General features: G+C 35.8%; 11 protein-coding genes and 1 CRISPR repeat array (1 of these 12 running past the window's edge). Of the genes, 4 read left to right on the forward strand and 7 right to left on the reverse strand.

Features of this window, described 5'->3' with window-relative positions; genetic code table 11:
* Positions 1-13 precede the first annotated feature (13 nt).
* The 4 genes from R2Q70_RS05675 to R2Q70_RS05690 form a co-directional block, all read right to left on the reverse strand.
* The gene (locus R2Q70_RS05675; protein ID WP_010601824.1) at positions 14-205 is read right to left on the reverse strand and encodes a hypothetical protein; all 192 of its coding nucleotides are present in this window, start codon (positions 203-205) and stop codon (positions 14-16) included.
* An 88-nt stretch (positions 206-293) separates the two neighbouring features.
* A complete protein-coding gene (scpB, locus tag R2Q70_RS05680; RefSeq protein ID WP_316806675.1) occupies positions 294-860 on the reverse strand; it encodes an SMC-Scp complex subunit ScpB in 567 nt (188 codons plus the stop codon).
* 252 nt (positions 861-1,112) lie between these two features.
* Entirely contained in the window at positions 1,113-4,106 is a 2,994-nt protein-coding gene (locus R2Q70_RS05685) for a two-component regulator propeller domain-containing protein (protein ID WP_316806676.1), read from the reverse strand.
* Position 4,107: 1 nt separating this feature from the next.
* Positions 4,108-4,893 carry a LytTR family DNA-binding domain-containing protein gene (locus R2Q70_RS05690; RefSeq protein ID WP_316806677.1) on the reverse strand — a complete coding sequence of 262 codons (786 nt, stop codon included), beginning with the start codon at positions 4,891-4,893 and terminating at the stop codon, positions 4,108-4,110.
* Between the two features lie 125 nt (positions 4,894-5,018).
* On the opposite strand from R2Q70_RS05690, the gene R2Q70_RS05695 reads away from it, so the two are divergent.
* Both R2Q70_RS05695 and R2Q70_RS05700 read left to right on the forward strand, forming a co-directional pair.
* Positions 5,019-5,741, forward strand: coding sequence for a ferritin-like domain-containing protein (locus R2Q70_RS05695; RefSeq protein WP_316806678.1), 723 nt, complete (start codon positions 5,019-5,021; stop codon positions 5,739-5,741).
* A 17-nt stretch (positions 5,742-5,758) separates the two neighbouring features.
* Positions 5,759-6,619 carry a ferritin-like domain-containing protein gene (locus tag R2Q70_RS05700; protein ID WP_316806679.1) on the forward strand — a complete coding sequence of 287 codons (861 nt, stop codon included), beginning with the start codon at positions 5,759-5,761 and terminating at the stop codon, positions 6,617-6,619.
* A 342-nt stretch (positions 6,620-6,961) separates the two neighbouring features.
* On the opposite strand, the gene R2Q70_RS05705 is transcribed toward R2Q70_RS05700, so the two are convergent.
* Both R2Q70_RS05705 and R2Q70_RS05710 read right to left on the reverse strand, forming a co-directional pair.
* A complete protein-coding gene (locus R2Q70_RS05705) occupies positions 6,962-7,990 on the reverse strand; it encodes a hypothetical protein (protein ID WP_316806680.1) in 1,029 nt (342 codons plus the stop codon).
* A 126-nt stretch (positions 7,991-8,116) separates the two neighbouring features.
* On the reverse strand, positions 8,117-9,241 hold the full coding sequence (locus R2Q70_RS05710) for a CofH family radical SAM protein (RefSeq protein WP_316806681.1): 1,125 nt from the start codon (positions 9,239-9,241) through the stop codon (positions 8,117-8,119).
* 175 nt (positions 9,242-9,416) lie between these two features.
* Here R2Q70_RS05710 and R2Q70_RS05715 point away from each other — a divergent pair, with 175 nt between their 5' ends.
* Positions 9,417-10,661 (forward strand): pitrilysin family protein, encoded by a 1,245-nt coding sequence (locus R2Q70_RS05715; RefSeq protein WP_316806682.1) that lies wholly within the window; start codon positions 9,417-9,419, stop codon positions 10,659-10,661.
* A complete protein-coding gene (locus tag R2Q70_RS05720) occupies positions 10,654-11,925 on the forward strand; it encodes a pitrilysin family protein (protein ID WP_316806683.1) in 1,272 nt (423 codons plus the stop codon). The genes R2Q70_RS05715 and R2Q70_RS05720 overlap by 8 nt, the downstream gene beginning before the upstream one ends.
* Before the next feature lie 130 nt (positions 11,926-12,055).
* Here the strand turns inward: R2Q70_RS05720 and R2Q70_RS05725 are convergent, their stop codons facing one another.
* Positions 12,056-12,337, reverse strand: a complete 282-nt coding sequence (locus tag R2Q70_RS05725; RefSeq protein WP_316806684.1) for a pyrimidine/purine nucleoside phosphorylase — start codon at positions 12,335-12,337, stop codon at positions 12,056-12,058.
* A gap of 152 nt (positions 12,338-12,489) precedes the next feature.
* Positions 12,490-15,591: a CRISPR direct-repeat array (repeat unit 46 nt; unit sequence GTTGTGATTTGCTTTCATTCTTTGAACTACTGATATTTACAACAAC); it runs 661 nt beyond the window's last position.

Genomic DNA, 15,591 nt, shown 5'->3' on the forward strand with positions numbered 1-15,591 from the left:
TAGTTTTTAATGATTAGTAATCGTCGTCGTCGTCATCGAAGTTGTCGAAATTGTCAAGATCGTCTAATGGCATGTCAAAATCATCTTCGTCTTCATCTTGAGATTTCTTTTTCGTAGTTTGAATATCGTCATCTTCAAGATCATCATCTTCATCTACCTGTTTCTTGGTAGTCGGCTTAGTAGGGAGTTTCTTTGGCGCTTTCATAACACAAAAATAAAAATTGCTTTTATAGTTTAAAAATACAAAAAAACTTTTTTTAATAACAAGCTGAAATCAAATAAATTAATTTGTGCTATTCAATATTTTCTCCAACCGTATTCTCTTCTCTGGAGATATCTTTAAGCTGTGGAAGTTGATTTAAATGGTTTAAACCGAAATAATCCATGAAAAGACTGCTGGTGCTATACAGGATAGGGCGTCCTGGTGTTTCTGCTTTTCCATCAATGCTGATCAATTCTTTTTCCAGTAACCGTTGCACAGAATAATCGGAATTTACACCTCTTATTTGCTCAATTTCGAGCTTGGTTATTGGCTGGCGGTAAGCGATAATAGCCAACGTTTCCATCGCAGCCTGGCTCAACTTTTTCTTTGATCGATGTAATTGAAGTTGATTAACTGTGGCGTGATATTCTTTTTTGGTTAAAAACTGGTAACCGTTGTTTAAATTAACCAACTCAATAGCAAATTCATCGGCACTATATTTTTCTTTGATTAAATCCAGGATCGCAAAAACATGTGTTTCATGATATTCTTCTTCAGCAACGGCGTTTAGCGCCAGTATCATTTCCTGAACACTTATACTTTGAACAGATGAGAAAATAAGGGCTTCAATGTGCATGGTAACATCAAATTTGGGCATATACAAAAATATAATTTTCGGACATAAAAAAAGCGGTCTCGCTTTTTAAAAAACAAGACCGCTTTCAACACACAAATGAAACCTGAATTAAGATATAGTTTTAGGTTAGGTTATTAAATATCTATATCAATTCTATAAGAACGTTTTGATAAACACTATCGTTTATTTCTATTACAAGTTTAAGGCTAAACCAGGTGCTGCGTTACTTCTATTTAGTGAGTGGTATTAATAATTGAGTAAACGGTAAAAATGCTATTTCAAGGGTATAGCTATTGACACAATTGTACCATTGGTAGTCATTTGTTTAACGCTAAGGTGTATAGGTTTTGCTGCAATCTGGCCAAGCAAGTTCAATCTTTCTCTGGTAAGTTGCATTCCTTTGCTAATATGTGTGCCGTTTTTATTTTTCAACGAATTCTCAATACCAACGCCATCATCAATAATTTCGATATTCAAATAGTCGTTATCTTTAATTTTGATGTTGATTTGAATTTCACCGCCCGTTTCCTTTGGCATAATGCCATGCCATATTGCGTTTTCAACGTAGGGTTGCAATAACATCGATGGAATCAAAGTCTCTTCTTTATCTATTTCTTCATCTACAGCAAAAGAATATTTTAACTTTTCTCCGAAACGATTCTTTTCGAGTTTAAGATAGAGATTTAAATATTCGAGTTCCTCTTCCAGTGTGATATAGCTTTTGGTGCAAATCTCCAGGTTCTTCCTGATTAAACGGGCAAAACCTGTTAACACACGGTTTGCTGACGCCGTATTCTGTGTGTTGATGTAATGCTGGATCGAATTCATCACATTGAATACAAAATGCGGATTCATCATGGCCTGCAAGGCTTGCTGCTCCAACATCAAAACCTTGTTTTTAAGCAAGAGCTGTTCTTGTTCTTTGTCTTTTTGCTTTCTGGTGATGTAAACGGCAACCTTATAGAAAATATAGGCAACCAATAATATTAAAATGGATAAAAACCAAAAGCTTTGCCAGAAGTGTTTGGTAATAGAAAAGGAAATTTTTGCCGATGGACCCCAATTTCCATTCTGGCTTTTTGCAGAAACTTCAAAAATATAATCGCCAGATTGCAGTGAAGAAAAATCGAGGCGCCTTGTTCGGGTTTCTACCCAGGCAGAGTTTTCATTTAATCGGTAGCGATAGGTAATGTCGCTTGTGGTAAAATCAACAGCGCTGAAGGTGAATAAAATGGTATTATTTCCGGTTTCAAAAGTGAAGTTTTTCTGGTTTACCGGCAACCGTTCATTATCTTTTATGATGGAGGTAACATATACTTTTGGCAAATTTCTACTGATATTTTTGTTGTTATATTTGAATAGAATTAAACCTTTGTTTGTAGCAAAATAAGCTGTACTATCATCAATAAATAAACTGTTTATATCGTCACTGAGTAAATCTTTACCATAATCAAAATTGGCCACACTTGGTTTTGCAGGGTAATCGGCAATTTTGTTAACTCCTTTGTTTGTCAATACCCAAATCTCGTTATTCTTTACAAAGATCTTTGTGCAGATGTTATTAGTTAAGCCATCCTTTTGCGTAATTTGTTTCGCGATTTGATTATTTTTATAAAACAGAAGGCCATAACCATCCGTAGCTAAAATTAATGTTCCATCTGCCAGTTGCTGAATATCATTGATTCTTTTGGTGAGCAGTGGATGTTTTTCAAAATGTTTAATCAGTTTCCCGTTTGCAAACTGCGACAAACCATTGATGTTGGAGAACCACAAAGTTCCATTCCGATCATAAAAAACATGATAGGAGCGATCTTTAATGAAATCTTCCTTTTCCCGGTATTTTAACGAATTAAACTCCAAAGCGTTTAACCGATCTGATAAGAAAACAACACCAGAAGAAAGCGCCAATGCCAGCCTGTTACTCTTTTCATCAACGCTAAAATGTTTAATTACAAACATGGAATTGTTCGTTTCTTTCAAATAATTTACTTCGTTAATGCTGTTGTAAATATTTTTAAAAACGCCCATTCCATAATCAGAAGAGAAATAAATCGATTGATTTCTCGAATCGAAATTAATCTGTTTGATGGTTTTGTATTTTTTGAAATCATCTAAACCAATTTCATTTACCTGATAATTGTTGATGCTTAGCACATCAATCACCGCATCATCAGTTCCAAGCCACAAGCGGTTTTTACCATCTTTAGTGATGCTTTTAATAACATTACTACTCAAACCCGATTCCGCATCGATAATGGAAAGCCGGTTGTTTATGTTTGGTAACATGTAAATTCCGGTATTGGTAGCAAACCACATGTTCTGGTTATTGTCTTTTATTACCTGATTAACCGGAATATCCTGCAAATACTGAACAGTTTTTCCATTTTTGTCTAAAGCAAAAGATCCATTTGCATTGGCAATCCATACCTCTTTTGCAAGGTTGTCATAGTAAAAATAACCCGACATATTTTTAATCAGGTTTTGTGGAATAGGAATGATGTTGTGGATTTTTCCGCTGGATAATTCTTTTAATCCACCTTTATCCAAATACAATAATGATTTGTTAGCCGTATTGGTGGCAGTCATGTAAGAGAGCGGTTGAACACCAGATTTTATGATGGAAAAAGTGTTTCCGTTAAATTTTTGAACACTTAAATCACTGTAAGAGAAAATGTTTCCCTGTTCATCTTCGTGGATGAAGGCGTTGATGAATTTATCTTCAGGATTAGGCGAAACGTATTTTTTTATTCTTTTTCCATCCCAGCAAGCAATTAGATTAGAATTTGTTCCCAGCCAGATTCTACCTTGCTTATCCATCAAAAATGAAACGATAACGGTATTAAAACTAAGTTTTTTTAAAAGCTCACTGTTATCACGATTGTAAAATTTTCCATCTTGCAAATAACTCAGCTGGCCATTTAACGCAAAAAACCAAATGCGTCCGAACTGATCTTCTTTCATTTGAAGAATTTGCGTATCGGGCAAACCATCTTCAATTGTAAAATTTTGAAAATTGGTACCGTCAAAACGACTGATGCCATTATCGGTTGCTATCCAGATAAAGCCTTTTTGATCTTGAAGGATGAAGTAGCAGTTGTTGCTGGCAAGCCCGTTTTTAGAAGTGTAGTGTGGCAAATAGGTCATTTGCGCCTGAGCGCTCTGTATATTTGTACAAAAAAGTATCGCAAATAAAAAGGCAATGAAAAGGCTTTTCCCAGTGGATAGGAGCGAAGCGCTACAGGCTACTTTGGCGTATCGTTTTATCACATTAATGATCACTGCCGGCTTTTGTGAATGATTTTATTTTGTCGAAGAAATCGCTTGCCCTTCTTCTGGAAATATTGATGCTTTCTCCATTTTTTAAAAAAACCTGCAAACCATTTTTAGAATTATATTCTTTCAAATGATTTAAATTGATGATGTTCGATTTATGTACCCGAACAAATTGTTCTGTAGGCAATAGCTCCTCAAACTCTCGTAAAACTTTCGAAACCGTTATTTTTTCCTGGTTACTTAGGTGAACAATTGAATAATTACTATCAGCCTCAATGTAAATGATATCATCAACATCGATCATCTTGAAACCTTGTCCATAAGGTAAAGTCAGTTTTCTTATTTCTGATTTTGATGCCAGGTTGGAAGCCAGATTGCTGATTCGCTCATCATTTCCATTTTGATTTTTAAAAAGCCTGATGTGTTGCGAAACCTTTTCTACAGCAATTTTAAGCTCATCGATATCTATAGGCTTTAATAAATAATCTAGCGCATTTGCTTTAATTGCTTTGAGGGCATATTGATCATAAGCTGTGGTAAAAATTACGGCGGCGTTATGCTTCTGCGCATCAGGTATTAAATCAAAGCCATTTCCTCCAGGCATGGCAATATCCAGGAAAATTAAATCGATGGCATGGTGGGCTAAAATATCTTTCGCTTCAGCCACAGATCTTGCTATGCCCGTAATTTCTACTTCCGGACAATTCTGTTGGAGCAGAAAGAACAATGATGATCTTGCAAACTCCTCATCATCAACAATAATGGCTTTTAATACAGTCATAGTTACAGGTTTGTGAATGTATCAAAATCGATTAATAAAAAAAAATGTAAAAACAAAAAAACCGGGTTCATAATTGTCACGTATGTATCATCAAATCGCATACAAAAACCCTAAACATAGTTACTATGAAAAACAATGAACTAGAAACAAAAACTGAACTTCAAGAGGAAAGTTTATTAAAAAGCACAGTAGGCAGGAGATCCTTCCTTCAGTATGCTGGTGCAAGTGCAGCCGCTTTAGCTTTGGTAGCTGCAGGCTGTAGAAAAGATCGTAATTACACCGATCCTATGCTTGGTGCAACACTCGATTTCAAGGATGATTTTGGTGTATTAAATTATGCTTATGCTTTAGAGCAATTAGAAGCAGCATTTTACATTCAGGTTGCCAACTCTAACCCGTCGGGTTTCACAACCGCACAAAAAGCTTATTTTCAGGATGTACAATTCCACGAAATTGCACACAGAGAATTTTTCAAAAAAGCGTTGGGTACAGCTGCAATTGGTAGTTTAGAGGTTAACTTCTCTTCAGTAGATTTTACCAGTGGTGCAAGTGTATTGGCTACAGCAAAAACATTCGAAGATTTAGGAGTAGCGGCTTACAATGGTGCTGGTGTAAGATTAAAAGAAACAGCGTATTTAGTATTGGCTGGTCAGATTGTTTCTGTTGAAGCACGTCACGCAGCATACGTTAGAGATCAGATTTCAAACGGAACATTTGCTGATTTAGGTACACTAACTGCATTTGGTGCTGTAGATGCAAATGGATTAGATGGTGCTTTAACACCAGATAAAGTGTTGCCATTGGCTGCGCCATTCATCAAAACAAAAATTAACGTTGTAAACCTATAATCTTAAACTCAGAAATCATGAATATCATAAATATATTAGACGAAATTGAAAAAGTTGATGGAGAGATCTATGAAAGATTAAATCCACGTAGAGCAGCAATGAAGAGTTTCTTCAACGTTGGAAAGAAAATTTCTTTGGCAGCTTTACCATTGGCTTTAGGTTCTATGTTCCAAAAAGCTTACGGACAATCAAATCCGGCAAACGTGACTGAAGTATTAAACTTCGCGTTGGCTTTAGAGCATTTAGAATATAACTTTTACAACAGGGCACTTTTAAGCACTGGCTTAATTCCCTCAGGTGCTGCTACAACTGCAATTACAACGATCCGTACGCATGAGATGGCTCACGTAAACCTGTTAAGAAGCGCAATTACTGGTGCTGGTGGTACGCCAATTGTATTAGCAGAGGCTAACTTTGATTTTACAGCAGGTGGAACTTTCGGAGATGTTTTCACTAATTATGGAACATTCTTAAAGGTAGCTACAGCATTCGAAGATACAGGTGTTAGGGCTTACAAAGGTCAGGCGCCAATATTAAAAGGTATGCCAGTATTGACTACTGCATTGCAAATTCACTCAGTTGAGGCTCGTCATGCTTCTCACTTACGCCAGATGACGGCAGCATTTTTAAATGTTCCGTTGAAACCATGGGTTGGTTTAGGTGCTAACGGTGTATCAAACGATACTGGTGTTTCTCAGGTTGATCCGGTTTATGCTCGTGAAAACAACACGATTCAGGCAAACATCGAAATCACTGGAATCAATGGAACTGCAGTAACAAGAGCAGCAGCAGCAGAATCATTCGATGAGTTTTTAACTGGTGCTGAAGTGAAAACAATTGCAAACTTGTTCATCAGAACGGGTTCGAAATTAACATAAGCCAAAAAGAATTTACATTATTGATTAGGTAATGTTTAGTTTAAGGTAGGGAGGCAGAACAGGGTTCTGTTTCCCTTTATTTTTGACCAGGATTTTTTAAGATTTAGGGATTTTAAGATTAGAGTTTACCTCTTTTTTAATTGGAAAATCAGGGTTCTGTTTTTCAATTTATGTTCGTCCTGCTTTGCGCTTCAATCTTTTACTGGCAAAGTTACTAACTCTAATTGACTAGAAGCAGATAGAGTTAGTAACTTTAAAAATGCCATTAAAAGTATTTCTGCTGCAATCAGGTTTAGTTGGCAAGGCAAATAAAAATATCAGAGGTGTATACCAGATGCTTCACTATTTTTTCTTACTCACTTTATATAAGTAATAAAGGCGACTTTCTGTTAGAAACACCAATGTATCATTGTCACTTTTAGGCTCATTAAGTTCAACACTATACACTGCAGTATGACCTTTTCTGTTGTCCTGCTTAAAAAAGGTTTTTAATTTATGTAATCTCAGTTGGAAATAATCAAGATAAGTCTGCTCAAATTTTGGATCTAAAAGCGGGCCACTGCCGCCTCCACTTCCAGCACTCCCACGTGTGTAAATGCCAAAACCAGAATCAAAAGTATTGGCAACAATAATGCTACTATCGGGTGTAGATATATGATTGGCTTTAGTTGGTTTACTCTTATCATCCCTAAACACATCATCGAAAAAGTTTCTACACAACATTTCTATACTTTCTTTATCAGAATAATCGATTTTATAAATTACCCCATCTTGATCTGTTTTTACGTATGATGAATTTCTATAGCCACCTTGTTGATCATCATCAAATGGATATAATTCATGAAGTCCATTTAGAATATTTGCAAGTTTTGTATACTTTTCCTTAAAAAGGGCCTCGGTTTCACCAGGTTTTAATTCGATTTGTGTTTGCTTAACACCCATAATATCCGTTTTTACCCCACGCTCTGTTTTTGAAAAACTATCGAAGCTTTGATCTATTTTTACATTCCTTGATCGGGCAGGGATGCGTTTAAATGTTTTAGCATCATAAGCTGTAAATATCGATGAATCGCGACTGTTGGAATTCTCTGCAATTAAACGGTTATGATATTCATCAATGTAAATCGTTGTATAATAACCAAGATCAATAACCAGTTTGCCATTTCTGCTCATTACCCCATATGTATTGTTTGCTGAATCAGGATTTTTATAGTAAATCAACAGTAAATCACTTTTAGGAATTGTTGCAAAATTTAAAATTTCCTTTTTGTCTAACTGTATTACTAAATCTTTGTTGGAATGATTTGGATATTCCGGCCAATCTTGATGCTTATCTTTTTGAGGTATTTTGTAGCCCCAGTAAAAACACATAAATACGATGAATGCGCATAACGCAGAACATATTATAATTTGCTTTGGATATTTTTTCATGCCCAAAAAAGATCAATATCCCGAAGGAAATAAATTAATGGGATGAATTTAAAGGGAGAATTTTTTTTAATAGGTAATAACCTGTTCTTCTAAGTGTTCTGGTAAGTCTCTATAATTATATTTCTGACCACGCAACTGAGGTTCAAAGCCAGCAGCCCTGATAGATTGTTGAATTCCATTGGCTGTGAAACGGTGTGGTGCACCCGCTGCTGAAACTACATTTTCCTCAATCATAATTGATCCGAAATCATTAGCGCCTGCATGTAAACAAAGCTGAGCAGTTGTTTTACCAACTGTTAGCCAACTTGCCTGAATGTTTTTAACGTTTGGTAACATGATTCTGCTTAAAGCAATCATTCGGATGTATTCATCAGCAGTTACTGTGTTACTTATGCCTCGTAAGCGTTTTAATAGTGTGCCATCATCCTGAAAAGGCCATGGAATAAATGCCAGGAAGCCATTTGCGTCAGCAGGTTTTTCACTTTGTACCTGGCGAATCCAAACCAAGTGTTCAAAACGCTCTTCAATGGTTTCAACGTGTCCAAACATCATGGTTGCCGATGTAGTAATATCCAATTGATGACAAGCCCTCATTACATCAAGCCACTCTTGTCCGCCACATTTTCCTTTAGAAATTAAGCGACGAACACGATCATTTAATATTTCAGCTCCAGCTCCTGGAAGTGAATCCATGCCGGCATCTTTTAAGGTTTGTAAAACTTCAGTGTGCGAAATACCTTCCAGTTTTGCAACGTGTGCAATTTCCGGCGGACCTAATGCATGGAGCTTTAAATCAGGATATAATTCTTTCAGTTTCCTGAATAGATCAGCATAAAAATTTAAACCCAAATCGGGATGATGCCCGCCTTGCAACAATAACTGATCGCCACCTAAACGGAAGGTTTCTTCAATTTTAACCTTATAAGTTTCAATATCAGTAATATAACTTTCGTCGTGGCCAGGCCTGCGGAAGAAATTGCAGAATTTGCAATTGGCAATGCAAACGTTAGTGGTATTTACATTGCGATCTATTTGCCATGTTACTTTACCACTCGGCACCTGGATTTTCCTTAACTCATTGGCTACAAACATCAACGATGCAGTATCCGCATGGTGGTATAAATGTACACCTTCTTCAAGGCTTAAAAAATCGAAATGTAGTGCCCGTTGCAGTAAATCGGCTGTATTCATAGCACAAAGATAGTTAAAAGTCCTAAGTCCAAAGTCTAAAGTCGTCAGTGTTTAGTCAAACAATTGGCGATCAAATTAAAGTATTTTCAATCCCATCTTTTTTGTGTCTTCCATCTTACATTTTCCATCCAACATTTTACCCTAAAAGTATATCTTTACGGTTCTAAAAAATTATATGGTAGATTTTAATCGTTTTACGCTTGCCAATGGATTAAAGGTTTTGGTTCATGAAGATCCAACTACGCCAATGGCAGTTTTAAATATTTTATATGATGTAGGTGCTCGTGATGAAAACCCGGAAAAAACCGGTTTTGCGCATTTATTTGAGCATTTAATGTTCGGAGGTTCCATCAACATTCCAAGTTACGATGAGCCTTTGCAAAGGGTAGGAGGAGAAAACAATGCCTTTACGAGCAACGATATTACAAATTATTACATAACCTTACCTGCCGAAAATATAGAAACCGCCTTTTGGTTAGAAAGCGACCGGATGTTGAGTCTGGCTTTCTCTGAAAAAAGTTTGGAAACGCAGCGTAATGTAGTGAGTGAAGAATTTAAACAAAGGTATTTGAACCAGCCTTACGGCGATGTTTGGTTAAAACTGCGCCCGTTGGCTTACAAAGAGCATTCATACCGTTGGGCAACCATTGGCAAAGAACTTTCGCATATTGAGCATGCCACGATGGAAGATGTGAAAGCCTTTTTTAAAAAGCACTACACGCCACAAAATGCAATTCTGGTAGTTGGCGGAAACGTGAAAACTGAAGATGTAAAAAAACTTGCCGAAAAGTGGTTTGAACCAATTCCCGCAGGCGAAAGGTATGAGCGTAACTTAATCCAGGAAGCGCCTCAAACTGAAGAAAGACGTGAAACAGTTAAAGCCAATGTTCCTTTAAATGCAATTTATGTCGCATTTAAAATGCCGGGTCGTTTAGATCCCGATTACTATGCTTTTGATTTATTGTCTGATATCATGTCTAGAGGTCAATCTTCCAGATTGTACAACAGCTTACTCAAAGAGCAGAAACTATTCAGTGATATCAATGCGTATATCTCGAGTAGTTTGGATCCCGGATTATTTATCGTTGAAGGTAAACTGGTGGAAGGTGTAACTACAGAACAGGCTGAAAAAGCAATTTGGGCTGAACTTGATAAATTAAAGGCAGAATTGGTATCAGATAACGAACTCACCAAAGTCAAAAATAAAGTTGAATCGGTGTTGGTATTTTCAGAAATGAGCTTGTTGGATAAGGCAATGAACCTGGCTTACTACGAATTGCTTGGCGACGCAGCGTTATTAAACCAGGAAGCCGCCGAATTTTTGAAAGTTAGCGCCGAAGACATCAAACGCATCTCGAACGATACCTTTAAAAAGGAATCGTCATCTACATTGTATTATTTAACTGAAGAAAATGCTTAACAGACAACAAGCGCCTGATTTTAAGCAGGTATCAACAATAAATTTCATCCAGCCACAGCATAAAAAACTAGATAACGGGGTTCCTGTTTATATTGTGTATTCGGGAGAGCAGGATTTAGTTCGAATTGAATTTTTGTTTAATAATGTAAACTGGAATCTGGAAAAACCTTTGCAGGCCATTGCAGCGAGTGCGATGCTGAATAACGGGACCAGCAAACGCTCATCAAAAGAAATAGCAGAACAGATTGATTTTTATGGTGCATTTTTTCAAACGGAATATGCGCAAGACCAATCAACCGTAACGCTTTATAGCTTGAATAAACATCTTGCATCGGTTTTACCAATTGTTAAAAATGTATTGAGCGATAGTCAGTTTCCACAGCATGAACTTGATCTCTATATCCAAAATCAAAAACAAAAATTACAGGTAAATCTTCAGAAAAACGATATTTTATCCCGGAAAGAATTTGCGCATGCGCTATTCGGCCATACTGCTTATGGGGTTGATATTCAGGCTAAACATTATGATGAACTGAAAAGGGAAGACCTTGTTGATTATTTTAAAGCGGCATATACTCCGAACAATTGTACCATAATTGTTTCAGGTAAATTTGATGAAGACAGTTTAGATTTACTGAACCAGCAGTTTGGAAATAATTGGGCAAGCAGTGATGCTGTTGTAAATAAATTCACATTTGAAGATTCAAATAAACAAACCGTTTACAAAGAAAGAGCAGAAGCTATTCAATCTGCCATTAGAATTGGAAAGATAGCGGTGAACCGTAAACATGAAGATTTTCCTGGATTACAGATTTTGAATACAGTTTTGGGAGGCTATTTTGGTTCAAGGCTGATGAACAATATCAGAGAAGATAAAGGCTACACTTATGGTATCGGATCTGGGATTTCTTCGCTGCAAGATGCCGGCTACTTATTTATTGCAACAGAAGTAGGTGCCGAGGTTTGTGCAGATGCACTTATTGAAATTTACAACGAAATAGAATTATTAAAAACCGACTTGGTTGGCGAAGAAGAGTTGACACTGGTTAAAAACTATATGCTTGGTTCGATGCTCGGTAGTTTAGAGAATATTTTTTCGCATGCTGATAAATTTAAAAACCTTCACTTTTTTGGCCTCGATTATGATTATTATGATCGTTACATTAACAAAGTAAAAAGTATAACTGCAGAAGAAATAAGAGATTTGGCTAACAAATATTTAACCACTGAAGATTTTACCGAAGTGGTGGTAGGCAAGAAATAGCATCTTTTCAGTTCGCAGTTCTAGTTGGCAATTATCAATTTAGTTGGCAAGTAACAGTTGGCAAACTTGTGAATGACTGATGCAAAAAGCGTATTATTAAGGAGCAGAGATTTAATCTGCTCCTTTTTTGTTATCGGTATTGGCAAAGATACGCTGTTTGTGTTTCTGCTTTAACGCTGAAAGACGCATTCGCAGGTACTGTAAAATGATCGCCAGCAGTAACCGTAATCCAGTTTTCAGTTTCAGGAAGTAGCACCAACAATTCACCCTCGATCACATGCATGATCTCCAGCTGTGCCGTACCAAATTTATATTCCCCAGGATTGATGATGCCAATTGTTGACTTTCCATCTGTGGTTTCATAACCTAAAGATTTTACATTGCCTTCGAAGTATGTGTTTTCTGTAATCATTATTTTAGTTTTCTGTTGTAGATCTTTTCTTGTCAAAATAAAAGTTTAAATCTAAAGGCGTTTGAATTTGTGTAAAAAAATCTAAAATAGAAATTATTCATAATATATAATGTGCGCCTTTTCTTGAATTTCAAATTAAATAAAGATTAATGGTTGTGATTTGCTTTCATTCTTTGAACTACTGATATTTACAACAACGCTGCATGCTGTATTATGTACGGTGTACCAGTTGTGATTTGCTTTCACTCTTTGAACTACTGACATTTACAACAACATAGTGGCGGCATTGCCATCATTGTAATTAGTTGTGATTTGCTTTCATTCTTTGAACTACTGATATTTACAACAACTTCAGGAATCAGGAAACGTTACAGGATACAGTTGTGATTTGCTTTCATTCTTTGAACTACTGATATTTACAACAACGCAATTGCAATTACCCATACCAAAGGTGTAGTTGTGATTTGCTTTCATTCTTTGAACTACTGATATTTACAACAACACTTAAGCCCAAATAGCCTTAGTTCAATTGTTGTGATTTGCTTTCATTCTTTGAACTACTGATATTTACAACAACTTATCGGCGAGGGAATGGTTGATAAGGAAAGTTGTGATTTGCTTTCATTCTTTGAACTACTGATATTTACAACAACTTTAGGCGCAGCACTACCGTTAGTATTCGGGTTGTGATTTGCTTTCATTCTTTGAACTACTGATATTTACAACAACAGCTATGCTACAGCAATCATCATGAAAGCAGTTGTGATTTGCTTTCATTCTTTGAACTACTGATATTTACAACAACAGATCGATTTCCACAATCTCACTTCCAAAGGTTGTGATTTGCTTTCATTCTTTGAACTACTGATATTTACAACAACGCGTATAGTAGAATTTGTTTACGGAATTATGTTGTGATTTGCTTTCATTCTTTGAACTACTGATATTTACAACAACCGGAACGGACAGAATAACAATGCCGAAAGCGTTGTGATTTGCTTTCATTCTTTGAACTATTGATATTTACAACAACAAAGAACTTAAATTGACAAAACCAAAAGCTGTTGTGATTTGCTTTCATTCTTTGAACTACTGATATTTACAACAACAAACTGTTGTTTTATAATCCTCGAAACGCTGTTGTGATTTGCTTTCATTCTTTGAACTACTGATATTTACAACAACAAGCTATACAACTCCTTAGTTCCGTTTGTAGTTGTGATTTGCTTGCATTCTTTGAACTACTGATATTTACAACAACGCTAAGGATGAAGACAAAGAAGAAGCAGAAGTTGTGATTTGCTTTCATTCTTTGAACTACTGATATTTACAACAACATTGATATAGTTGTTACTTTATCCATTGTAGTTGTGATTTGCTTTCATTCTTTGAACTACTGATATTTACAACAACTTTGAAAAACAAGTTCAACATGGCTTCTACGTTGTGATTTGCTTTCATTCTTTGAACTACTGATATTTACAACAACACAGAAGCTGAATTTAAAGCTTTCAAATCACGTTGTGATTTGCTTTCATTCTTTGAACTACTGATATTTACAACAACAACGAGAGATGCCTAAGTCGTTTACTTCTAGTTGTGATTTGCTTTCATTCTTTGAACTACTGATATTTACAACAACCTAAGGGAAGTGGAGAGTCTGCCTCAAGCAGTTGTGATTTGCTTTCATTCTTTGAACTACTGATATTTACAACAACGTTTAATGCACAAGAAAATATTATCCATTGTTGTGATTTGCTTTCATTCTTTGAACTACTGATATTTACAACAACGTCAGAATACAAATGCCACTTGTATGTATTGTTGTGATTTGCTTTCATTCTTTGAACTACTGATATTTACAACAACAACTAGACTTAGGAATGAGTATAGAAGATGTTGTGATTTGCTTTCATTCTTTGAACTACTGATATTTACAACAACATGGTTTACGTTCACGCCAACTCACAGGATGTTGTGATTTGCTTTCATTCTTTGAACTACTGATATTTACAACAACTAAACGAGCAATGGGCATCTAAGGAAACCCGTTGTGATTTGCTTTCATTCTTTGAACTACTGATATTTACAACAACCTACATATTCTTCACATCATTCGGAATCTGGTTGTGATTTGCTTTCATTCTTTGAACTACTGATATTTACAACAACCCCAAATCCTGAATTTGCGCCGCATATTTAGTTGTGATTTGCTTTCATTCTTTGAACTACTGATATTTACAACAACTATCTTTAGCGTTTCTTAAACTCCATGTATGTTGTGATTTGCTTTCATTCTTTGAACTACTGATATTTACAACAACAACCGTATTGCTATATCCCGACGTTGGTGCGTTGTGATTTGCTTTCATTCTTTGAACTACTGATATTTACAACAACTAAAACGGTTCCATCAGTAGTAGTCATCTCGTTGTGATTTGCTTTCATTCTTTGAACTACTGATATTTACAACAACACACAAAAAATAATTCCTTTAGCCTTGTATGTTGTGATTTGCTTTCATTCTTTGAACTACTGATATTTACAACAACATCTTTTGGATAAATGAGGCTGTTGAAGCCGTTGTGATTTGCTTTCATTCTTTGAACTACTGATATTTACAACAACGTGGCTTTGATTATAAGCTCGTTAAAAGAAGTTGTGATTTGCTTTCATTCTTTGAACTACTGATATTTACAACAACACCTATTTCAATGATCAACTCCTGATCTTGTTGTGATTTGCTTTCATTCTTTGAACTACTGATATTTACAACAACTAAAACTTCTGTTTCCGTTGCCTGGCCAGCGTTGTGATTTGCTTTCATTCTTTGAACTACTGATATTTACAACAACGGATATGTTTTTAAATCTATTATTTGGATTGTTGTGATTTGCTTTCATTCTTTGAACTACTGATATTTACAACAACCAAGACTTCGCCAGCAACATAGGCATAGTGTTGTGATTTGCTTTCATTCTTTGAACTACTGATATTTACAACAACGTACACCGCCGAAGATATCGAACTTATAGCGTTGTGATTTGCTTTCATTCTTTGAACTACTGATATTTACAACAACGGTGGAGAAGTTAGAGAAAACTACATCAAAGTTGTGATTTGCTTTCATTCTTTGAACTACTGATATTTACAACAACCAACGAAAACGAAGCAATAATTCTTATGTAGTTGTGATTTGCTTTCATTCTTTGAACTACTGATATTTACAACAACCGTTACTTGACACTTTGATT

It is taken from the genome of Pedobacter agri (assembly GCF_032678665.1).
In the GTDB taxonomy this organism is placed as follows: Bacteria; Bacteroidota; Bacteroidia; order Sphingobacteriales; family Sphingobacteriaceae; genus Pedobacter; species Pedobacter agri_A.